The organism is Desulfovibrio sp. 1214_IL3152 (assembly GCF_036763055.1).
Classification (GTDB): domain Bacteria; phylum Desulfobacterota; class Desulfovibrionia; order Desulfovibrionales; family Desulfovibrionaceae; genus Desulfovibrio.
The window spans coordinates 1-22,874 of sequence record NZ_JBAIYW010000367.1; the positions used below are offsets into that span (position 1 = coordinate 1).

The 22,874-nt window shown below is 50.5% G+C and carries 20 protein-coding genes and 1 pseudogene; 18 read left to right on the top strand and 3 right to left on the bottom strand.

Annotation, left to right across the window (positions count from 1 at the left end; genetic code table 11):
• Positions 1 to 169 precede the first annotated feature (169 nt).
• Positions 170 to 1,081: an ATP-binding protein gene (locus V6C07_RS07805; RefSeq protein WP_333535810.1), complete on the top strand. Its 912-nt coding sequence runs from the start codon at positions 170 to 172 to the stop codon at positions 1,079 to 1,081.
• Positions 1,082 to 1,613: 532 nt separating this feature from the next.
• Here V6C07_RS07805 and sdhE read toward each other — a convergent pair.
• Genes sdhE through sdhA form a run of 3 tightly spaced genes read right to left on the bottom strand, consistent with a single transcriptional unit; the run spans position 1,614 to position 5,264 of the window.
• Positions 1,614 to 2,468, bottom strand: coding sequence for an 8-methylmenaquinol:fumarate reductase membrane anchor subunit (gene sdhE / locus V6C07_RS07810; protein ID WP_333535811.1), 855 nt, complete (start codon positions 2,466 to 2,468; stop codon positions 1,614 to 1,616).
• Positions 2,469 to 2,472: 4 nt separating this feature from the next.
• On the bottom strand, positions 2,473 to 3,432 hold the full coding sequence (gene sdhB, locus V6C07_RS07815) for an 8-methylmenaquinol:fumarate reductase iron-sulfur subunit (protein WP_333535812.1): 960 nt from the start codon (positions 3,430 to 3,432) through the stop codon (positions 2,473 to 2,475).
• Positions 3,432 to 5,264, bottom strand: a complete 1,833-nt coding sequence (sdhA, locus tag V6C07_RS07820; RefSeq protein WP_333535813.1) for an 8-methylmenaquinol:fumarate reductase flavoprotein subunit — start codon at positions 5,262 to 5,264, stop codon at positions 3,432 to 3,434. Before sdhA ends, sdhB begins: the two co-directional genes overlap by 1 nt.
• A 743-nt stretch (positions 5,265 to 6,007) precedes the next feature.
• Here sdhA and V6C07_RS07825 point away from each other — a divergent pair.
• From V6C07_RS07825 to V6C07_RS07900, 17 genes and pseudogenes are all read left to right on the top strand, one after another.
• The gene (locus tag V6C07_RS07825) at positions 6,008 to 7,156 is read left to right on the top strand and encodes a tyrosine-type recombinase/integrase (protein WP_333535814.1); all 1,149 of its coding nucleotides are present in this window, start codon (positions 6,008 to 6,010) and stop codon (positions 7,154 to 7,156) included.
• A complete protein-coding gene (locus V6C07_RS07830) occupies positions 7,153 to 8,148 on the top strand; it encodes a hypothetical protein (RefSeq protein ID WP_333535815.1) in 996 nt (331 codons plus the stop codon). The genes V6C07_RS07825 and V6C07_RS07830 overlap by 4 nt, the downstream gene beginning before the upstream one ends.
• A 306-nt stretch (positions 8,149 to 8,454) precedes the next feature.
• Positions 8,455 to 8,661, top strand: coding sequence for a helix-turn-helix transcriptional regulator (locus tag V6C07_RS13410; protein ID WP_442886163.1), 207 nt, complete (start codon positions 8,455 to 8,457; stop codon positions 8,659 to 8,661).
• A 243-nt stretch (positions 8,662 to 8,904) separates the two neighbouring features.
• Positions 8,905 to 9,213, top strand: a complete 309-nt coding sequence (locus V6C07_RS07835; protein ID WP_333535817.1) for a hypothetical protein — start codon at positions 8,905 to 8,907, stop codon at positions 9,211 to 9,213.
• Between the two features lie 74 nt (positions 9,214 to 9,287).
• Entirely contained in the window at positions 9,288 to 10,751 is a 1,464-nt protein-coding gene (locus tag V6C07_RS07840) for a DUF3987 domain-containing protein (protein WP_333535818.1), read from the top strand.
• A 698-nt stretch (positions 10,752 to 11,449) separates the two neighbouring features.
• A complete protein-coding gene (locus V6C07_RS07845) occupies positions 11,450 to 11,950 on the top strand; it encodes a YagK/YfjJ domain-containing protein (protein ID WP_442891928.1) in 501 nt (166 codons plus the stop codon).
• A gap of 48 nt (positions 11,951 to 11,998) precedes the next feature.
• On the top strand, positions 11,999 to 12,463 hold the full coding sequence (locus V6C07_RS07850; protein ID WP_333535820.1) for a hypothetical protein: 465 nt from the start codon (positions 11,999 to 12,001) through the stop codon (positions 12,461 to 12,463).
• A gap of 112 nt (positions 12,464 to 12,575) precedes the next feature.
• Complete coding sequence (locus V6C07_RS07855) at positions 12,576 to 12,926, top strand: hypothetical protein (protein ID WP_333535821.1); 351 nt, start codon at positions 12,576 to 12,578, stop codon at positions 12,924 to 12,926.
• Between the two features lie 183 nt (positions 12,927 to 13,109).
• A pseudogene (locus V6C07_RS07860) lies at positions 13,110 to 13,559 on the top strand (IS3 family transposase); the annotation flags it as partial.
• A 94-nt stretch (positions 13,560 to 13,653) separates the two neighbouring features.
• Positions 13,654 to 14,700 (top strand): DNA cytosine methyltransferase, encoded by a 1,047-nt coding sequence (locus tag V6C07_RS07865; protein ID WP_333535822.1) that lies wholly within the window; start codon positions 13,654 to 13,656, stop codon positions 14,698 to 14,700.
• Entirely contained in the window at positions 14,697 to 17,069 is a 2,373-nt protein-coding gene (locus V6C07_RS07870) for an ATP-binding protein (RefSeq protein WP_333535823.1), read from the top strand. Before V6C07_RS07865 ends, V6C07_RS07870 begins: the two co-directional genes overlap by 4 nt.
• Positions 17,066 to 18,763, top strand: coding sequence for a DEAD/DEAH box helicase family protein (locus V6C07_RS07875; RefSeq protein ID WP_333535824.1), 1,698 nt, complete (start codon positions 17,066 to 17,068; stop codon positions 18,761 to 18,763). Before V6C07_RS07870 ends, V6C07_RS07875 begins: the two co-directional genes overlap by 4 nt.
• The gene (locus V6C07_RS07880; RefSeq protein ID WP_333535825.1) at positions 18,760 to 19,338 is read left to right on the top strand and encodes a hypothetical protein; all 579 of its coding nucleotides are present in this window, start codon (positions 18,760 to 18,762) and stop codon (positions 19,336 to 19,338) included. Before V6C07_RS07875 ends, V6C07_RS07880 begins: the two co-directional genes overlap by 4 nt.
• Positions 19,339 to 19,803 (top strand): very short patch repair endonuclease, encoded by a 465-nt coding sequence (locus tag V6C07_RS07885; protein ID WP_333535826.1) that lies wholly within the window; start codon positions 19,339 to 19,341, stop codon positions 19,801 to 19,803.
• A gap of 104 nt (positions 19,804 to 19,907) precedes the next feature.
• Complete coding sequence (locus tag V6C07_RS07890; RefSeq protein ID WP_333535839.1) at positions 19,908 to 20,420, top strand: hypothetical protein; 513 nt, start codon at positions 19,908 to 19,910, stop codon at positions 20,418 to 20,420.
• Positions 20,421 to 20,702: 282 nt separating this feature from the next.
• On the top strand, positions 20,703 to 21,404 hold the full coding sequence (locus V6C07_RS07895; RefSeq protein ID WP_333535827.1) for an ERF family protein: 702 nt from the start codon (positions 20,703 to 20,705) through the stop codon (positions 21,402 to 21,404).
• Between the two features lie 68 nt (positions 21,405 to 21,472).
• The gene (locus V6C07_RS07900; RefSeq protein ID WP_333535828.1) at positions 21,473 to 22,636 is read left to right on the top strand and encodes a hypothetical protein; all 1,164 of its coding nucleotides are present in this window, start codon (positions 21,473 to 21,475) and stop codon (positions 22,634 to 22,636) included.
• Positions 22,637 to 22,874: the final 238 nt, after the last annotated feature.

Consider the following 22,874-nt stretch of genomic DNA (forward strand, 5'->3'; position numbering starts at 1 on the left):
CCTTGTGGGGCTGGAAGCCTTTGCGGCGCGCGCCTGCACCCTGTATACCCGCTGGTGTCGCCGACTGGGCTGGCTTGAGCCGGGCCACGATGACGCCCCCCGGTCTTGAATATAATTACGTACTGAAATACTCTGCCATACCGTCTTCAAATACAGCCCAGGAACAGCGATGAAGTGTAAAATCTGCAAAGCCGAGGCCGCAGTGGCCCTGCGCAGCCATAATGCCGCCTTTTGCCCCGACTGCTACAAGGACTTTTTTTCCCGCCAGGTAACCAGGGGCATTGAGGGGCAGAAGCTTTTTACCCGTGACGAGCGCGTGCTCGTGGCCCTTTCGGGCGGCAAGGATTCCCTTGCTCTCATGCTTGAGCTTTCACGCCAGGGCTACAATGTCACGGGCCTGCACATTGACCTGGGCATCCCCGTGTCCTCGGCCGCGGCGCGGGGCGTTGTGGAACGCTTTTGCGCCAAGCACGGCCTCACGCTCATGGTCAGGGAAATGGAAGCCGAGGGCCTTGCCATCCCGGCGGTAAAAGCGCGCCTGAACCGTCCCGTCTGTTCGGCCTGCGGCAAGATCAAGCGCCATTTTTTCAACAAGGTCGCGCTGGATGAGGGCTTTGACGCCCTTGCCACCGGACACAACCTTGATGACGAAGTGGCTCGCCTTTTCAGCAATACCCTGCGCTGGGACACGGCCTATCTTTCCGATCAGGGACCGCGCCTCGACAGCGAGCACGGCTTTTCACGCAAGGTCAAACCCCTGTGGCGGCTCACGGAATTTGAAACCGCCAACTATGCTTTTCTGATGGGCATAGAAAACCACTATGCGCCCTGTCCCTACAGTCCCGGCGCCAGCTTCACCACGCTCAAGGGGTTGCTGCAAAACCTCGAAGCCGCCATGCCCGGCCGCAAGCTGGACTTTTATCAGGGTTTTCTGGCGCGGGGGCGGCCTGTTTTTGCCCGGCGTGAAGCCGAAGAGGGGGTAACCCTTGCGCCCTGCACCCTGTGCGGCTATCCCACGTCTTCGGGCGATACCTGCGGCGTCTGCCGCATACGCGCCGCCCTGAGCGGGAACGACGCATAGGACATTGTCACTTTGAAACTGCTCTGGCGACTGCGCGAGCAGATGCCCGCAGAAAAGGCGCAAGCGCAGTGTGTTTGCGCTGTTACGCGCTGTAATGAAATCCCCCCCGTGAGGATACGTAGTTTCAAGGGACAAATGCCCCAAAGGTTTATACATACAGACAAGGCCCCTGCCGCTGATTGCGGCAGGGGCCTTGTCTGTTTCAAAGCTGAATAACCTAGAGCAGATTAACTTTGAGAATGTATATTCTCAAAGTTTAAGGCACGCTCACTTCGGCGTTTAACCGCGCAAGTAAATAGCTCTGCTGTCTTCGCGGCAGTCGTTGGCGAGCCTGCGAGCCTTACGAATGGCGACAGTGGTTGTGTGGAAACAAACCCCTCGTTACACATGGTGTCTGCAAGCGTAGTTTCCCGCGTTACAACTCCTGAAGCATCCGTAACTTCCTTTGTCGTAACGGCTGAAGCTGCGCTTGCATCTTTGCGGCGGGCGACTGCTCACGCAGCCGCCAGGGCAATTTCAAAGTGAAATTGCTCTAGCCGAGCTTTGTGGCGTCAATCACGTTATAGTCCAGGCCCAGCTTCGCGGCAGGCAGCCCCAAAGCCAGCCCCACCAACTGCGAAAGGTGCAGCACGGGAACACGGGCTTTGGACTTGTGCAGTTCCTGGGCATTGTCCTGATAGATGTCAAGCTGCATCTGGCAAAGGGGGCAAGGCGTCACCACGCAATTGGCCCCGGCAGCGGCGGCGCTGTTGATGATTTCGCTTGTCATGAGCATGACGGATTTTTCCGCCGGATACACGGCATGAAAACCGCAACAGTCCAGCCGTTTGTCAAAGGGAACGCCCTGCGCGCCCAGGGCATGAACCACCTTTTCGAAACTCGACGGATTCACCGAGCTTTCAAAGCCCAGTGCGGATTCGGGCCTCAAGCTGTGACAGCCGTAAAAAGCCGCCACTTTCATCCCATTGAGGGGTTTGACAACCTTGGCCTTGAGCGCGTCGGCATTCTGGGCCAGCACCCAGAGCAGACTGGTCACTTCACTTTCGCCTTTATAGGCCATATTGCCCTTGGCAAGAAACGTGTTGATGCGGTCTTTCTGCCCGCCGTCCAGTTCCGCCTTGGCCCGGCGCAGCATGAGCAGACAGGTGCTGCACGATGTCAGCACCGGCAGCCCCATCTGTTCGGCAAGCGCCAGATTGCGGGCATTGGCTACCAGGGTTGCCAGGGGATCCACATCCTGAGCCTGGGAGGCGCCGCAACAGGTCCAGCCGGGTATTTCCCTCAGGGTAATATTCAGGATGGGGGCCACGGCCTCCAGGGCCATCCTGGATTCTTTGGCCGCCTGAGTCAGCACGCAGCCGGGAAAAAAGGCGTATTCGGTCTGCATACGGCTACTCCTTCGCGGCGGCATGGGCCGCCTCAATCATCTTCACGAGGGCGGCATGCCCTTCAACGGGATCTTCGCCAAATGCCTCGAGCGGATTCATCTTGCCCTGACGCATGAGCGTAATAGCCATGCCCGCACGCGTCACGGTGCTGATGCCCTCGGTACGCAGAGCCAGCCGCACTTCGTTGAGCCGTCCCGAATCTTCCACCAGGTCGGTGTAGAAGGATTTGGCATGGGCCGGGCCAACGCCGTCTGTCATGCCCTTTGCCATAACCTTGGCGCGCAGGGCCGCAATGTCATCGGCAGAGCTGATACCCTTGGGGCAACGGTTGGCGCATTCCTGACAGTGCACACAGTTCCACAGGCCCCCGGCCACGGCGGGCTTGCCGTGCAGCAGGGGATCTTTGCTGCGCGAGTCATTGGCGACCCGCCAGGCATGCGTGAACACAAAGGGTTCCATATAGTCCCGGTTGTCGGCGGTGAGCTTGTTGCACTCGGAGGCGCAGCAGCCGCAGATGATGCAGTCCCACTGTTTTTTGATGCGGTCAAATTCCGCCTGTGTCTGGCGGCAGCCTTCCTTCATGGAAAATTCGGGCTTGGCGACCATGCCGGGATGGATCTTGCGCAGGTTTTCCACTGCTGGCTCCCAGTCCACCACCAGATCTGAAATGACCTTGAAGTTGGCAAGAGGAGAAATGCGCATGGTGTCGGAACCATAGGTCGCGATCAGATCGTCCATCTTGGTGTCACAGGCCAGAATGGCATGCCCGTTGACCCTGACGCCGCAGGCCCCGCAAATGGCGCAACGGCAGGACGCCGTGAAGTTGAGCGTGGGGTCCTGTGTCTGCTTGATGAACAGTAATGTATTGAGGACAGTCTTGCCGGACACGTCGGCCGGGGCAAGAACGTAACTTTGCTCGTAGTGTTTTTTGCCGTCAAAGCGGTCAATAATGAGTGTAGCCATCAGTACTTACGCTCCTCGGGCTTGAACTTGGTGATTTCCACGTCTTTCCAGCCCATATGCATTTTGCCGCTTTCACTCATGGTGACCATGCTGTGCTTGAGAAAGTTGGCGTCGTCGCGCTTGGGGAAGTCCTCCCTGGTATGCGCTCCGCGCGACTCCTTGCGCTCTGTGGCGGCAAGGCAGGCGGCTTGCGCCAGCTGCAGCATGTTGCCCAGCTCCACATACTCCGTGAACACGGAATTATAGACAGGATTGGCATTGGGTACGCGCAGGGCATCATAACGCGAACGCATCTCCGCCAGGGTGTCTGCCAAAGAGGCAAGCTTGGCCTGGGTACGGAAGATTCCCAGATTATCCCACAACTGCGCGCCCATCGCTTCGCGAAGGGCATACATTTCCTTGGCATCGCCGCCGCTGGAAACGTTGGTAAAGCGGCTCTGCCACTGGCCGGCCAGATCAGCCAGCCTTTTGCCCGCACTGTGGTCCGCCGAACCGGCGTAGGCCGCTGCGCCATCACCGGCAATCTTGCCGGTCACCACGGCATCCGCCAGGGAGTTGCCGCCCAGACGGTTGGCCCCGTGAATGGACACGCAGGAAGCCTCGCCTGCGGTAAACAGGCCAGGAAGTTCCGTGGACATGTCATCAAACTTTGCCACAGCAATGCCACCCATTGAGTAATGGGCCGTGGGCCGGATGATCATGGGCCTGTCCACAAGATCTATGTTTTCAAACAGCTTGCCAACGTGACGGATCTGCGGAAGATCGTTGATAATTTTATTCCTGCCCAGGTGCACGAGGTCCAGCAGTACATATGCCTCAAGGCCCTGCCCGTAGCCGCGTCCTTCGCGGATTTCCGTTTCAATGGCGCGGGCCACAATATCGCGGGGGCCAAGCTCCATCTTGCCGGGGGCGTAGTTTTTCATGAACCGCTCGCCCTTGTTGTTGAGCAGATAGCCGCCTTCACCGCGGGCGGCCTCTGTAATAAGCACACCGCCGTGCACCACGCCGGTGGGGTGAAACTGGATCATTTCCGGATCTTTAAAGGGTACTCCCGCCCGCAGGGCGGCAGCCACGCCATCGCCGGTGGCAATATAGGGCGTGGAGGTGCGGTTCCAAAAAATCCGTGTATACCCGCCGGTAGCGAGCACCACGGCCCTGGCACGCACAGGGGATATTTCGCCGGTGCGAATATTGCGCAGCACCGCGCCCTCGCAACGGCCGTTGTCTACGCCGAGATCCAGCAGCTCATGATCCATGAGAAACTTGACGCCGTGCGTCAGGGCTTCATCCAGACAGACATGCGCCACAATATGGCCTGTCTTGTCTGCCGAATAGTTGCAGCGCACCTTTGACGCGCCGCCAAACGGCCGGGCCTTTACCCTGCCGTCAGCCGTGCGCGAAAAGGGCATGCCTTTGTAATCCAGTTCAAGAATGGTGGGGCCGGCCTGCTCGCAGAACTTGAGGGTGGCGTCCTGGTCCACAAGGTAGTCGCCGCCCTTGACGGTGTCGTAGCAATGCAGCTCGTAAGAATCACCCTTGCTGAAGTCGGTGACGCCGTTGATGCCGCCCTCGGCCATACAGGTGGCGTTGCGCGAGGGCATGCACTTGGTCACAATAACCACGTTGAGCCTGGGATTTTTTTTCATGGCGGCAACCGCGGCACGCAAGCCTGCGCCGCCGGAGCCGATTATCAGCACGTCACAGGCAGCCATTGGGGCAGCCCCGCTGACGGCGGCAAGGGCCTTGTCAAGACCGCTTGCACTTACCGTCAGGGCACTGATGGTGATACAGGCCGACTGCAGAAACTTTCTGCGGGTAAATTGTTGGGTCATATATAAATCCTTGGAAGATGGGGAGGGATGTTCCGGCGGGGTTCGGCGGGCGCACATGCGGCGGACGAAAAAACCGCGCGGCATCCCTTTGTTGCTTTACTGTTTGTATGCTCGATCTCTCCCCTGCAGGTGTCAAGAGAAAAAAAGCGCATTTGAAACCATGTGATTATAGTACAGGCTATAAAAGAAAAAATAAAGAGGTATAATATTGGAGCATTAAGTCATTAAAAAATGAATATACTTCGTATATCATTCATAATTTTTACATAAAACAGAAAAACAGTTCTGGAAAATACAGGAGTCACCACACCGGGCGCAGCCCCCCCCTTGCGCAAGGCGGCATTCCGCAGCAGCCAGTTGACGTTTGACAAAAATGAGGCGCAATACGCAGCAGGCCGCCGAACGCTCTGGAGCAAACCGGCAATATGCTGAACGGACACCGTCCAACGGCTTTCAGACGAAAAACGGCTTGGGGGTATTTTGACAAGACGAACAAAAAAAGCAGGCCCCCTCAAAATGGGGAACCTGCTGGTTTCCTTATGGCGCGCCCGGCGCGATTCGAACGCACGACCTTTGGCTCCGGAGGCCAACGCTCTAACTTTGCCTCATTTTTCATTTCTTTTTATTATTAATCAATTTTGGATGGATAGCCATAAATAGGCTTGCATCTAGTTGCATCTTTTGGCATCAGAATCAGTAGATAAGGTTGGAAATACGGTTGGAAATTCAGAGGAAGGATTGCCATGACTGGAAAAGCCCGCATGAAGACGAACTACCCTGGAGTCTTTTTCCGGATTGCCGAGCGCAAAGGCAAATCCGGTGAGGAACGCGTTTATTATATCGTTTTTAAGCAAAACGGTAAAGTTATCGAGGAAAAGGTTGGTAGACAGTATGCGGACGACATGACCCCAGCCAGGGCGTCAGGCATCAGGGCCGAACGTATAGAAGGAAAGCGAGCTTCCCGTAAGGAAATCCGTGAAGCTGTTCTCGCAGCGAAAGCGGCAGAAGTGACCAAGCCGACCATCGCCAGACTCTGGGACCAGTATCAGCAATCTTTTGATGACGGGAAAGCCAGGAAAGCAGATATAAGCAGATACCACATCTATATAAAAAGCCTTTTTGAAAATAAAACACCAAATGAAATCACCACGCTAGATGCTGACAAGCTTCGTCATAAGCTACTCAAAATGGGCAAAAGCCCGCAAACCGCAAAACATGTCCTTGCACTACTTCGCCGTATAGTCAGGTTTGGCGTCAAAAAAGGACTATGCGCAGCCACAGACCCTTCAAAGCTTCATTTTGAGATGCCGAAAGTGGACAATCAAAAAACGGAGAGCCTAACAGCCGACCAGTTGAAAAAATATCTCGAAGCCATTGACAGGGAACCGGATCAGGATGCCGCAGCATTCTTGCGACTTGCACTGATTACAGGCATGCGCAAAGGAGCTCTGATGGCACTTCAATGGGCCGACATAGATTTTGAAAGCGGTTTCATTCTGCTGCGAGGAGAAGTTGCCAAAAAAGGCACGACAGAGCGCATTCCCCTCTCACATGCGGCACGGGCTGTACTGCGGGGTGTCAAAAAAACCGACAGTTCCTTTGTTTTTCCGGGTAAAAATGGTGCACAACGCAAGGATTTTCGTAAAATTGCGATACGAGTAAAACAACATGCTGGTCTCCCAGAGGATTTTCGGCCCTTGCATGGTCTGCGCCATGCTTACGCTTCATTTCTTGCCTCTAGCGGTAAAGTCGATTTATACACATTGCAGAAATTGCTGACGCACTCCAGTCCGCAAATGACCCAGCGGTACGCTCACCTTGCCGACGAGGCGATGCAGCGGGCGGCAAGTGTCGCAGATGGAATCTTTGACATGGATATGGAGAAAAAATGATGCCAGATTTGATCCTTGACCAGACGACTTTGGAAGAATCTTTTTTCTTTTGTGAATATGCGAAGCGCAGATTTGAGATGTATTATGATAACAATGGACATATCGAAGACGCTATGAAGTATATTAAATTTACCTCACAACAATTCTTCAAGGCAGATATTCCAGAAGGAATGCAGATAGACTTGCTTTCTGATGCCATTTACTGCTATGAAGCGCGCATAATGGGCTTGCGTCATATTACTAAATTTGAGGGAATTGAGGAATATATAGAGTTTATCACTTTTTATCCTTATATTGAAAAGCTTCTCCGAATATCAAATATTTTCAAAGTGTGCGCTGCATTTTTACCTTTTCCATACGACATGGTTGAAGTTGCCACGCAGATAAAACGCAATGAAAGTATCCCTGCAACATTCAAGACTCTGGATAGAACCGACAAAAGATGTGTAATAGCCTTCCATAGCAATCGGGATTATGTATTCTTCGGCATTGATAAAAACCTTCATGTCAATGAAATCATCGACACTCTCAAAAAGAAAGCCACGCTTTTCAAGTCAATCAATGACTACGAGAACTGTAAACGTAAAGATATTCTCAATACGATACACAAGCAATCAAACTTAAAAATGCATAGGCAGTCTCTGAATAATGTGTTTTATAAGTCTACTGGATTGCTGATCTATGATTTGTATATTTCCAGTAACTTTAACCTTGATTCCGCTTTTATGACGCATAGAAGGCACGCTCCCCAAATAAAGTGTGACCCAAGTAAAAATCCAACATCAGAAGACTGCGCGAACTGCAAATATTTTTCTTCATGTACAGACTTGTGGAGAAAGCAGTTCAATGCTGCTGTTGAAAAAATTAGTGGAGCAGAATCTGCTGAGAACTGGCTGAATCTTGTAAAAAAAGCGTCTCCCCAAAAAATACTTCCTCGGCGAGCGATTAGTTTTTTTGAATATAAATTTGATGGAACTGCTCCATCAAGATAGTCGAATATCGTTGCTTATTGTTTTTCAAATGCATTGGGGTGCAGTTCCATGGCAGATTATTGCTTCACAAGAAGCCTCCCTATTGCTTCAAGCAGCTCATATGGAAAGGCTTTTCTTTTTTGCCACACTGTCATGTAGTAGTTCCCCTGGTGGAACTGTGCGCCTGTGATTCATTTTTACGGCGAAAATAGAAACCATTCCTGATATTAGATTTAAGCTTTTGGTTGTCCCAAATATCTCCCCAAGCTCATTTCCCCATTCTATAAGAATAGCCGGAGCTCCTAATTCCAAATTGGAGGTCGGCTGATGCCTACCATAGAAACAACATGCCAATGCCTGACTGAGCAGGAGGTCTCAGCCCGAACCGGGCTGAGCCTCTCTACACTTCGCGCGCACAGGTTTAAACGTACAGGCCTTCCCTACGTCAAAATAGGCCGTTCCGTGCGTTATCGAGTCTGCGACCTTGAGGCGTTCCTGTCAAAAAATCGTATTGACCCATCTGGGAAGAGCTAACGCTTTTATTTTGCTTACGTTCGCTCGTCGACGTGAGCACCATCAAATCACTTGCTCTCCAGCGGCGGTTGCTGCTGGAGAGCGAGCAAGAAGCTGTGGCTTGACTTAGAGCATGTCCAACTCCGTAACGGTGATGTCACTTGTCAAGACTCTGATTTTGGTCGTTTCCCACGGCTGAAGAAGAACTTTTCAAGCCCATATAAACAAAATTGTCCTTTAACAATAGCACGTTAGGAGAATTCCATGGGAACATTTAAGCAGAAATTTGACGAACAGCATGAGAAGTACATCCAGAAGCTTGAAGAGGGGATCAGCGACCCTGAAATTATGCGTGAAATGAGCTGGTCTCCCCAGCAACTGCGGCGTCACCAGGCTCAGGCGTTTATTGATGGGTATAAGAGGCAGGATCGTGGCAACCAGGCCGTAGTTGCTTTGGCAGATATGCCTGATGAGGTCAAAGCGTTGTTTAAAGGTGCGAAGGAAGATGCACTCCTCAAGTTTGATTTTGCCGAAGGTGAAAACAACGGCGGAGCTATTGTAACGGTTATCTAACTGAACTTGTAGCCTGGGAACGCGATCATTCCCAGGCTACAAACTAATCAATGATGACGGGACTGAGAAGGACTATGAATTATACCCCATTAAGTCTGAAACGCATTTTAGAAATTTCATCCCTCAAAGATGAAAAGGAAGAAACAAGTCTGCATTTCGCAAATTTCAGCAGATACAATTTGCCACAGAAAACTAGGAAAATTGTAGAAGCCGTTTCGACATCACAGCATGTAGATTCAGGCTTGGTTTTACTGGGCTGGTTGGCTTCAATTGCAGGGATTGACAGGGGTTGTCATCGTATTAAACATGAAACAACCGGATATATTAACTCACTTGCTTTACTTATCATGGGCGGCGCAGAATCTGGATGTGGAAAATCATCGGCGCTTGAACCATTTATAGATTGTATCAGCAAGATTGAATCTGAAAGTAATAGTAATCAAGATTCTTTTGGTTCTTACGAAGTGGAGTATGTTGCACTCAGCCACCGTCTCAAAGCCCTTATAAAGGAGTTCGCTAGAACAGGAAATGCTACCAAGCTTGATGAAATAAAAGAAGCCGAGCAAAGATTGAGAGAAGTCAAAGCAAAAAGAAAAAAACCCTCGTTCCTCATGTCTGACATAACGAAAGCTGCCTATTTCAAGCTTATGGTTGAGCAGGGATTTGTTATGCGGATGGAATCAGATGGTATTTTGCTGCCGCGTGACGCCTTCAATATGCTCAGAAAGTTTTGGGGAGGCGAAACCCATTCTGAAAGTAGAATTTGCAGGGGACAGGCAACCTGCAATGATCCTTTCATTGTTGACCTTGTTTTCACGCAGATTGAGTCTTTTACAAAGTTTATCAAGGACAAGAGCTACATTAAAACAGGGTTGTGTGCTCGTATGCTTACCTATAGGGCAGCACCGCATGACCCGCGGATGTACCAGATTTCTCAGCATGAATTGGACCCAGAAATAAAGGAGTTGATCCGAAGAATTCTTGCTAGAGTTAACGATTGTGCAACCTCGAATGCCGGGCATCAGGTCATCACACTAGATGCAGAGGCAGAGCATGCTTGGGATAATTTCCGGAAAAAATGCTCTGAAGAAGCATCAGGGCGTAATGCTGAAATTAAAGAGTGGGCAAAGCGGATGGCACAACATGCGTTAAGAATCGCAGGGGTTCTTCATATTGCGGAATATTCTGAACCTGAAAAAGTGCCTGTATCGTGGGATGAAATCGTCACCGCAATACAAATCACAGAAGTGTTAGAAGACAACTTGTGGGAATGCATATCTGGCCATGCAGACAGACAAGAGAAGACTTGTATGTGTGATGTCGGAATACATATTCTTGAAGAAAACATGGATATGTTTAGCGCTACACAGATAAAACAGCGGTTCAAGGATCGTTATGCAGCGGCAGACGTAGATGTGGCTCTCCATAAACTTGAGCAGCGTCGGATTATAAGAAATATATCTGAATCATATTCTAGAAGACGTGGCAGACCTGCAGGGCATGAATACAGGAACAGGTACTACGATAGGCGCTCATGATCTGACAAGTATTGAACAATATCAGCAAAAGGCATTCTCTTGGTATTCAGGGGAATGCTTTTTTTCTGCACATTCAAAATTGGCATATGCGGGAGATGGGTGGGTATTTATTAGGGGGGAAATGCCGCTAACAAATACCCTCGCCATATTCCCTTTGCATGAAACCTTCAGCATTCAATCGTGACAACTTGATTGACAATGTGCTGTGCTCAGAAAGAACGCACAGAAGTAGGGCATAGATCAGAACTCATTTGGCATCGTTCTATGGGCAAAATCTGTGATGTATCTAGATCTGACATTCAAAAGCGGCATAGTAGCACACTATACCACTTTTCCATTTTTTATTTTTTAAAACTTTATCGCAAATATAGGATGCAACAATTTACTGCTACAGAAGGAAATATTGGTCGATTATGCTTGATTGAGAAAAATATATGCATCCCGGTTGTTAGTAGTATCTTGTATTTAATATTTAACTAGATACATATTTAGTTAAATGCACTACATGATTACTAGAATATGTAACTATTAAACATGTGACATAGCCTTGTGAATGAAACCATTGAGAGGATTAATACATGAGCAGAGATATGACAACAGAGAAGACATATAGAGGATATCCAATTAACAATGGAAATGACAATGATCTACCTTGTTACACAAAGACATTAGATCAAATCATAGACACCGTTGAGTATATGGGGTCAAAGCACTCAAGGGTGTTGTCTGTACGCTTGGACATTCATAGTGAGAGGTATAGCGATTATGCGCTTAGCAGCGAAGATATGACCAGAATCATTGAGAATGTTAAACGCCAGACAGATTCACGCTTTAAAAATGGAAAAAACGATCCAGATCTCCACGTTGTCTGGGTATCAGAGAAAACGACCTCAGACGATAATCCACATTACCACCTCAACATCTTTGTAAATGGCAACGCCATACAAAATGGCTATTTGATCAAGGAAGCATTCAACCGGGCTGTAAAAAAGAAATTGGACACAGACAATGACGGACTGGTCAACTTCTCCAGCAGTAATGGAAAAATGGGCAAGTTCATCGAAAGAAACTCCCCTGACGTTGATGCCCAGATGGATGACGTGGTGTATACCGCCAGCTATCTGGCCAAGACCCGCTCAAAAGAGCACAACCCCAAGGGCTCACGGGTGCCTTCCAGCACACGCATACGCAAAAAATAGGCATCATATGCGCTATTAGCGCGACACTTCAAAAACTGGAGCCTCAAGATGCCCTCATCTACCTTTCCCGACTCATGTTCAGCTATCGACATCGACTTAGTTAGCCATACCTGCCAAGGCACAGATTGCCACTACATCTGCAAAGCCACCCTCAAGACGGATACAGGGCGCACGGTCTCTGCCCTGGGTGAAGCTGACAACCTACAGGCTGCCAGCGACAGATCACAGGCCAATGCGACACGTCTACTCAAGATTGGTATGTCTGACACACAGCCAGACGCCTATCCCCGTCAGCACACGGTCCAGACTCCAGAGAGGCCACAGGACAAAGCCATGTTCAATGGCGGTGGCTCCAAACCTGCTTCGGCAAAGCAGATAGACCTGGCGCAACAAATCGCTCAGGAAAAGGGGTTGTCAGCAGAGAGACAGAGCAACAAAACCTTTGGCAAGGCGCTGGCCCACTTGACTGGGGGTGAGATCAACATGCTCATCAGGACGCTGAAAGACTGTTGATAAAATTCCACAGCGTAAGCACACCGACAATGAACCCCCTCACCCCCCCACCATCACGCCATCGGCCTATATTACAAAGAGAGTGCTGCCCCAATCGCAGCACTCTCTTTGTATGAAAATTCAGTATACTATGCAGCCCACATATTCCCTCAACACCCTACAGCGCAATCAGGAGCGTTTGATGCACCAATACCGGCAGCATGACTTTGCCTATACGGATAGGCTCTTTAACAGGGGCATCGGCTCGGAAGACTTTTTCCGCTCTATCGAAAAAGAACTACCACCTGTGGTCTCCAGGGCAGAATTGTCCCGTATCACAGGAGGGCTTATTTCTGCAAAAACTCTCAGTAATGAAGACGCCCTGCATAAAGGCCCAAGAGAGCGCATCAGGGCCGGGGCCAAAGTAGGCTACAGCAAGGCGTCGGCCATGGCTTACCTGCGCAAGAAATTACAACCATTGTAATTTGATAGGAGAAATAATGAGTATCCTTGGGCGTAGAGAGGCCAGTTCCCAACGGCCTTCGTGCATTGGGAAATGGGATGTTTGCCGACGGTTGGATGATGGGAGCCGGATGAGTCGAGAGGCTCACGTCCGGTTCTGCGAGGGGCTGGGGGTGAGAATCCCCCGGCCTACTCACCCCTATATCCTCATGCGCAAAGTTTTTTATATCTTGTAGTCATTATGGATTGGCACAGCCGGAAAGTATTTTCCTGGCGATTTTCCAACACCATGGACACGGATTTTTGCGTCGCGGCCCTGGAAGAAGCCTTGGCGGAACACGGCAAGTCCGATATCTTCAACACCGACAAGGGCAGCCAGTTTACCAGTTTCGCTTTTACAGATGTCCTGCGGGAGAACGGCATCCGCATCTCCATGAATGGTCGCGGCCGCTGGCTGGATAACGCATTTATCGAACGCCTCTGGCGCTCGCTCAAGTATGAATGCGTGTATCTGCACGCTTTTGAAACCGGCTCCGAAGCTCGTGCCGGAATCGGCAGATGGATCGACTTTTACAATCGGCTCCGGCCTCACAGCAGCTTGGGCGGCTTGCCTCCGGACACTTACTACGAACAAGGGCTTGTAAAGGCAGCCTGATAAGGGAAAAACAAGCTAACGAATCGCTGTCTGCTGTCCGAACAATGGGGACCACCTCTCTGGGTGAAGGCTGGCGGCGCGGCGGATAAAACAAATGGAAACAGTTGATTTATATGAACAGGAACCAGTGATGCTGCTAGATAAGAAAAGAAGCCCTTCCATACCTCAACCAGGGAAAGAAACGCTCTCGTCTATGCGAGAAAGGTCCGTGGTTTCGTTTTTTTGCGGATGCGGAGGGCTTGACCTGGGGTTTCTCGGGGGCTTTTCGTACAAGGGCACCAAAGTCCCCAAGCTTCCATTCAAACTTCTCGCCGCTTATGACCATGATGACAAGTGCATTCAGACATACTTCAAGAATATTTCTGATCACGCAGAAGTTCGGGACCTATCCAGCTATAACCCTATCGAAGTTCCGGCCGCCGAAGTTTTGATAGGGGGATTCCCTTGCCAGGATTTCGCCACGTGCGGGCCACGTCATGGGCTGAAGTCCACTCGTGGAAGGTTGTACCAAGCACTGATTCAATACATGGAGGTTCACAGACCCCTTGTCGTCATTGGTGAAAATGTTCCAGGTCTCGCCAATATGAAACAAGGAGATGTGTTAAACACGATAAAACAGGACATCGCTTCGGCCGGATACAGGGTCGAGGTTTGGACTCTTTTTGCTCCAGATTATGGCGTTCCTCAGAGAAGGACGAGACTTTTCATTGTGGCGGTCAGAGACGATTTGCAGGGGTTTCCGGTCATGCCTAAGAGAACTCACGCCGAGGAACACTACAGGACGACTCGCTGGGCGATAGAAGATCTTGAAGGGATATCGGACGATTCAATTCCAAACCAGTCGCAATATTTCAGAGCGTCAAGAGCAAAAAAAGGAAATGGCCAAGGAGACGAGACCACGCCAGCCGATTCGCCTTCATACACAATCAGAGCTAACGCGAAGTCCCGTGTGCAGTTTCACTACTCTCTTGATAGACGGTTGACTGTCCGCGAGTGTGCCAGGTTGCAGACGTTTCCCGACAATTTTGATTTTCCCCATTCGGCCACGTCTAACATCATGCAAATTGGCAACGCCGTACCGCCGATTCTGGGAAATAAAGTTGCAAGAGCTATCGCCAAATATCTGGAGGGCGTGAAATGAAATCAGAGTCGCTAATAACGCAAGTCGTCGACATCACACCCACCCCGAGAATCCTTAGAACGTTGGGTGACATTCCGTTTGCCGCTTGGCAATGCTTGGCGGAACTGACCGACAATTCGCTGGACGCATTTTCTGAGGCTGAAAACAAAGGGAAAGTTATAAATGGTCCCAGGGTCGATATCCATTGGTCCAGTGATTCTGTCGCCGCTTATGATAGAGAAATTGTCGTTCAGGACAACGGGCTCGGCATGGAACTCGAAGTCCTCCAGAAAGCTGCTAAGGCGGGATATTCAAGCAACGATCCTATTCACAACCTTGGACTATTTGGAATGGGTTTCAATATCGCCACTGCCCGGCTTGGAGATGAAACTCTTTTTCTTTCGGCGACTCCAGATGGAACTGAATGGGTTGGAATTAAAATCAGTTTTGAACAATTGATAAAGGAGCAAACCTTTTCCGCTTCTGTTGTTAGGGAACCCAAAAAAACTCCGGACGAATCCGGCACTAAAATAATTGTCAAGAGCTTGAAGGACGGTGTTTTCGCGGAAATTAGAAAAAAGGAAAGCGCGATAAGAAGGCAGTTGGAGATAATTTACACGCCGATTCTCAGCAGAAAAAAGGTTTCAATCTTTGTACAGGGAAAGCAGCTTTCGCCTCGTCCACATTGCGTTTGGAGCGATTCAAGGTTTGTGGTCCGTAAAGGGGTTCGAGTAGAGGCGATCCAAAGAATAAACCGAGACCTCGGAGAGACATACTTCGACTCTCTGAAAAACCGATACCTGACCGAAGACGAAACCGCTGATCTCGATGTCTCGATTAGTAAAGGTGGTGTTTCTCCGACACACATAGTCAAACGTGCTCGTCGGCTTAAAGGTTGGATTGGTATCCAGCGGTATGCCGACCCATCTGATTTTGGTGTGGATTTTGTTCGTAACGGACGGAAAATACTGGTTTCCGACAAATCCCTTTTCAGCTACGAAAATCCGGATACTGGAACTTACACGTCTGAATACCCAGTCGAACTTGGATCGACGGTTGGCGGGAGAATCGTTGGCGAGCTTCATGTTGATTACCTGATCCCAACGTATCAAAAGAATGGGTTTGATATCACGGACAGAGCATGGCGACTCACACTGGAAGCCGTTCGAGGCGCTGGGCCGATTCTTCCCAAGAAAAGGCAAGCTTTGGGATACGATGGGGATAATGAGTCTCCTCTCGGCAGATTGGTCAATGCATACAGAAGAACAGACCCTGGCACAAAAAATCTCGCGGTTCCTAATTCACTGGCGAGGGAATTCGCCAAGCGTTTCTTTTCCGGAGACCTGGAGTACGAAACCGATGATAAGTGGTACAAGGTCGCGCAGGAATCAGACAGAGAACGGGGGGATGGCGGTAAAGGATTGACTCCGGTAAATTCTGGAGAGACTCCGTCAGATGACATTTCCAGCTATTTGCCTGGCGCTCAATCTGGGGCTGGCTCTCATACTCCCCCCCCTGTCAGTACTTCACCACAGCCAACACCTACTGTGGCTCCCGTTCCAGCGACTTCTGACAGAGATCTCTTGATTCAGCATTCTGACAAAGAGGAATCACTGTCAGGAAAATACTCTTACGACACAACTCCCGGAATGGAAATAACCGCCTGGAGAGTGCGTGACAGCCAAATCAAAATCCAAGGAAGCAGAGTGCCATGTCACCTTTATCAGGATGGAATCGAGGTTGATTTCTTTTTCGACCCGACTCATCCAATTCTATCCGAGTACCCACTTTCCCCTAAACAATTGTTGCTGCAGGGCTTGGCAGAAAAGTTTGCGCTCCGTGATCCTGGCGTGTCTATTCAAGCGGCTTTTATTGGGCTCGTTGACAATCACTTACTCGAAGAACGGATCAATCCCCAAGCTCTACAAGAACGGGCGCATTCGATTGTTTCCTCAATACGCGAAAAGCTACCTTCTTTGCTCGGTCATCGATTTGCCAAGGTAAAAGAAGTTATCCAGTCTGTTGAAGCTGAAGAGGAAGAACTGGCAAAACGTCTGCTTGATGAGGCTCCAAATCTGCTCGGTGCCTATCAAGACTCCAGTGAAGAATCGATTCAGTCTCTGGCGTTTGTTTGCGACACGACTATAAAACGGCTGATAGCCGTATTTCCGGAAGAGTTTATGGACAACAAGCTTTTCGCGCAGCCTTTTGCCAACCTAAAGATTGGTAATGAGGCGATGCGTGAACGGTTGCGAAAGAACTCCCTTGAACGTGTCCTGTCCTATTTTTCCGATGTTATTTTGCTTCTTCAGGGCGGAAGGGCACAGAGCAAACAAGAACTTTTGAGGCACGCGAACACACTGTCTCTGTTGGAAGGGCTCCTGGAATGAGTGAACCACAGAATGCGACTTTCCTGACTGAGGCTGTAATGGCTGGAGGTGACTGGAGATCTCTTGAGCTCGCAGTCTCCAGGTTATTGCTGCACTGCGGTTGGAAAAATATCCAATATGTTGGTGAGAGTGGAGACAAAGGGGCTGATGTCTTAGCAGTGAGAGCGAACCCCTCGAAAGGGATTGACGATTCATACCTCATACAGGTCAAGGCGGTCAATTCAAATTCCTATGTTGGCAAGTCCGCTGTCGATCAAGCCGTCAAGGGTCAAGCCTACTACAAAGCCAAAGTGGTAGTCGTTGCCACAAATGGAGACTTTACAAAATCAGCGTATGATAGAAGAGATGACCTCAACAGACAGGGATATGATGTTAGGCTCTGGAACGGAAAATTCCTGACAGATCTTGTTGCAAAATGGCCTGAATACAGTGAAGAAAAGAGGTCGTCTCGTGAATATCAGTCAAAGATAGTCGACTCGGTTGTAAAGGGTTTTCACAGTGGCCGAAGAAAGGCCCTATTCGTTGTCGCGACCGGGCTCGGAAAAACCGTCATCGCTTCATCGGTCGCCGACCTTCTTTATTCGACGGGCCTAAAAAAGATACTAGTCCTATGTCATGCTACAGACTTAGCCTTCCAACTCCAACGATCTTTCTGGGCGCAGATTTCCAAAAACATACCAACGAGAATATTCATGGATGGAGAGCCCCCTGTTCCATCCGACGGAATCAATTTCGGGCTGTATCAGACGCTGTTTGGGTATCTCGGAGGTATCGAGCCAACCGCTTTTGATCTCATTATCGTAGATGAAGCCCACCACGCTTTGGCAAACGCTTTTTCGTCATGCATTGAGCATCTTTCCCCAAAACTTCTTATTGGCATGACGGCCACTCCCTGGCGTGGCGACGGTACATCGATTGAGTCTATTTTTGGTGAGCCGATTGAAAAGGTGTCGTTGGTCGATGGCATGAGGATGGGGTTCCTTGCCAAAGTCGATTATCGGATGATGTGTGACAACATCGATTGGGAACAAATTCCGAAACTGGCTCGCACCTCGTTGTCCATCCGAGACCTTAACAAGCGACTTTTCCTGCCACAGAGGGATGACGCTGTTATCGCCAAGCTTCTTGAGTTGACCGCATCCATGGAACGTCCACGGATCGCGATATTTTCACCCTCAAAAAACCATGCGGACACATTCGCGGGGAAACTGGTGTCCTCGGGCATTCCAGCAGCCAACATGTCTGTTGATGACAAGGTTAAACGGCGACAGGTTCTGTTGAATTTCTCATCTGGAAAAATCAAAGCGGTTACGGCGGTCGATGTCCTGAATGAAGGTATTGACGTGCCTGACGTGAATATCCTTGTGTTCTTAAGGGCTACCCACTCCAGAAGGATATTCGTGCAACAACTCGGTAGAGGGCTCAGGATCTCACCAGGAAAAGAAAAAGTCATTGTACTGGACTTTGTCACGGACATAAGACGATTGGCGGCGGTCAAGGAGCTTGACAAGGAGGCCAAGGCCGACCCCAAGCCAGGTGAAGTTGAAACGGTTTTCCTGCGGGACGGGGTGGTGACTTTTAGCAATGAAAAAGCGCAGAAGTTCGTGGATGCATGGCTTGATGATGTGGCCAGCCTGCAGGACCAAGACGACGCTGAACGCCTGGCTTTTCCTGAAACGGAGGCTTGGTCATGAGCAAAAAGGTTCCTGATGACATCGCTAAAGAGATAAAAGAATGCGTCTTTCAAGAGGCTGACCGAGTTAATTATCTCGCACGTTCTAGGACAGACAACGGTAATTTCCTCGCGCAACTGGTTACCATGCCCAATGTCGGAGGAAGATTGTCCCAGTACATGAAAAAAGCGGAGGTCCGCACATATATAAAAGACGCGATTCTCAATCGGTATTCAAAAGATAAGACACAGGAGGAACGCCCAGACGACCTTGAGCCAATAATTTTGGAACAGATAGGGATTCAAGCACTCTTTGTGGAACAAGAGGCAAAAAGTCAGATTTCACTATTCAAGTCCCCTGCCGACGCCTGCTTTGTGGTTGTGGCGGATGGCACAGTTCTAAAGTGGGAAACCGCTTTACGCAAAGCGTTGCTTTATGTTGCCTCCAAACCGTTTTCTGAAAACTCCGACGCCTCAATAAAGATTGTTTTGACGTTGTTCGCTAGACACCAGAAGGTGTCTCCTTCCGATTGGCGCCATTTGGAAAAGGCGCTTTCGATGTGCAATGCGAAACCATATATCTATGGAGAAGGGTGATTGGACAATATCAGCAAAGAAGAACGAAGCCGAGTGATGGCTGCTGTAAAGCAAAAGGACACCAAGCCAGAAATGAAGGTGCGTTCTTTCCTGCACAAACATGGGCTGCGCTATCGTCTTCACGACAACAAGCTGCCAGGGAAACCAGACCTTGTTTTTCCAAGGTTTCGGACGGTTCTATTTATCCATGGCTGCTTTTGGCACGGTCACCCAGACGAGTTATGCAAATTAGCCAGAATCCCTAAATCGAATGTCAAATTTTGGAAAGACAAAATACGGGCAAACCGACAACGAGATGATAAAAATATCAAGCTATTGCAGGATCTCGGATGGAATGTTGTGGTGATATGGGAGTGTCAGCTTTGTAATAACGCAGCATTAGGTGGGCTTGTATTTCAAATTCGTAGCGCTCCAACGTTAAGGGACAAAGATCAAAAACGCTCAAGTGCAGAAGAACAACCATGAAGTCATGGGGAAAGCATGTCTATCGCATCGGCTCAGAGGAGCGCCATGAAGCTCGCACAGGTGTCTTAGGCTCTACTTCTAATCGCGCCTAAAAATGGGAGGATCTGGTCGTCTGTGATTCACAGGTGGTGCACCTTGTGGACAGGGATACGCCCGCGCATATTCTCATGACGACATTCTCCATTCTCATGGCACGGTTCAAGGGAGATTTGAATCAAATGGCTCGCGGGGCAGCAGCTCTGCAAAAACTCAAGCCAGGAGATCGGGTACTTATTCAGGAGGCCTGTTCGCACCATGCGCAGAAAGATGGCATAGGGCGCGTCAAGCTGCCACGCTGGCTGCAAAAAATGGCGGAGGGGGAACTGGAAATCACGGTAGCCGCAGGCAAGGAATTTTCCGGCTATGATCCGATGTGCAAAGCCGTGGTGCATTGCGGCGGGTGCGTTATTACACGGGGGCAGATGATGGCTCGGCAACGCGCGGCGGATATGGCCGGATGCCCCATGACCAATTACGGTGTGGCCATATCTCTTGTGCAGGGTGTTCTGCTGCGTGTGCTGAAGCCTTTTCCTGAGGCTCTTTCTGCGTTCAAGGCTGCAGTAAAAGACGGACTGTAATCTCTTATGATTGGGGCTGGATGTGGCAGATTGACCGCTATAAAACATACCGACTCGCAGCCCAGGTTGAGCATTATCTTGCAACATAAAAATAGGCACCACGGGAACTAATTTTTTGTATTAAGAAAACCAGTTGGGGGATATGCCCAGCACCATTGTGCCTCAAGTTTTTTCACCGATATATTACTCCAATGAGAAAAGCTGGAACAGTTTGGTAAAACATACCAAGTCCCCTACCCGGTACTATGCCGGACAGGGGATTCTCTTTTTTGGAGGTATTTTATGACCCTGTATCAATCAGAAAACATCACCGACTTGGCCAAGGCCCTGCTCAATGTGCAGCGAACTGTGCAGCCCATCGTTAGGGACGCTGAAAATCCTTTTACCAAAAGTTGGTACGCCAGCCTGAACAGCGTCATGGATGCCTGCCGCGATGCGCTTATCGAAAACGGCATCTGGCTGTGCCAGTATCCTGTGCCTGCGGAGCAGCCTAACTCCTTAGGGCTGGTTACCAAGTTGACGCATGCAGAGTCTGGTCAGTGGCAAAGCTCTCTTGCTGTTGTTCCATTGCCAAAGGCCGACCCTCAGGGCATGGGATCTGCAATAACATACGCTCGTCGCTACGCTCTGACAGCCATGCTGGGCATGGTGACGGAAGATGATGATGGTGAGAGGGCAAAAACTGGTCGAAAATCGGCCTCACGCCCTAAACTGCCTGTAAACGCTCCAGAGACGAAAAAAGCATCTCCACGCGACCCATCCATCAAAAACAATTCTTCAACAACCTCAAATCGACCGCCAGCCGGGCTTGAAAATCTGCCTCCGCTGGAAGGCATCGCCTACCAGCAGGTGACTGCTCAGGATGGGCGGCCCTGCATCATTGCCAGTGGCAACACACAGGCTAAGAAGGAACTGCTCACGGGCGCGGGCTTTCGCTGGAATGCACAACGTAAACTATGGTGGAAATATGTTGATGCCGCATAGCAAAAACAAAAATACCGAGTAAGAGGGCTGCCTGATGGCAGCCCTCTTACTTTTATAGGGATGCAATCATGATAAACACCGACCGCACGGAAGGTTTGCGGGCATTAATTCGTCAAGGGCTTCAGGCTGTCTCACAACAAAACACGGCAGCCCACTTGGGCGACCGCTCCACCTATGTGGGCATGAGCGATATTGGCCAGCACTGGGAGTGCCCTCGTGCCACTTTGGCCCGCAAGGTGCTGCCCACTGCTGACAGCCTGGAACGCCTGTTGACTCTGCAACGGGGCCATTGGTTTGAAACTGGCGTGGGGCAGGCGCTGGCGTCGCTGGGCCTGCATGTTTTACCCCAGCTTGAAATTAACTGGCAACATCAGAACGTGCCGATCAAGGCCCATCTGGATTTCGTGTTGGCCTGGGGTGCGCCCGTCAACGCTATTCGAATTCTGGAAGTGAAAAGCACGGATAAGCTGCCCGACACGCCGCACGACTCTCATCTGCTGCAACTGCACGGACAAATCGGTCTGCGGGCCATGGCCTGGGACAAGCCTGCCTTTAGCCTGCGAGCGGCAGACGGTACGCTTCTGCATGAAAAAATGACCTTTCCCCAGCTTTGCCATGCCCAACTTGGCCTTCAGTTGCCCAAACAAGCTGGAGAAGTGAGCCTGGAAGCCTGGCTGCTCTGTCTTTCGATGAAGGAGGTAAAGACGTTCGGCCCCTATAGCTTCAACCAAGCCATGTTGGATACGGCCCTTGACCACGCAAATCAACTCTGGGGCGACCTTACGGCCTACCGCGCCGGGAACTTGTCCCTCTCACAGGTGGATTGCGCCCAGGGCTTTTACCCGCTCTGCTCCTACTGCGAGTACAATGGCGATTGCCCCAAATTCCCGCAGGGTGTGCAAATGCCACAATGGGAACCTGCTCTGGACAAGCTGGCTGCTCTCAAAAAACAGCGCACCACTTTGGATGCTGAAATCAAGGAGATGGAAACCGTGCTCAAGCTGGTGCATCGGCAGGCTGGCACTCGTGACTGGGTGAATACTGCAAATTACCGCTTCCGCATGTCCGTGGCCGCAGGCCGAACCACATTGGACAAAAACGCGCTACGGGAAGAACTGTCCGAGATCTTCAGCTCTGAACATCTGGGTGACATTGACGTGGACGCCCTGCTGGCCCGCTGCGAGCGCACAGGCGCACCTTTCGAGCGTTTGTGCATTTCACCAACCAACTGAACACAAAGGAGGTTATCAGTAGGAGACTATTCTGACGTGGCCCTGTGCCTGACCATGGCTGGCGTGGCACAACTGGCAACAGCCATAAAAGCGCGGGTGGCAGCACCCCCACAGACTTTGCCTGCAGCACCATAAAGGAATTGATCGGCGGCGAACCTGCTTACAAGGACGCGGCCACCGGGCGGTGGCATCTTTCTGGAGCTGCATAAAGTGGTATGCCGATTTTGTCGGTGAAAAC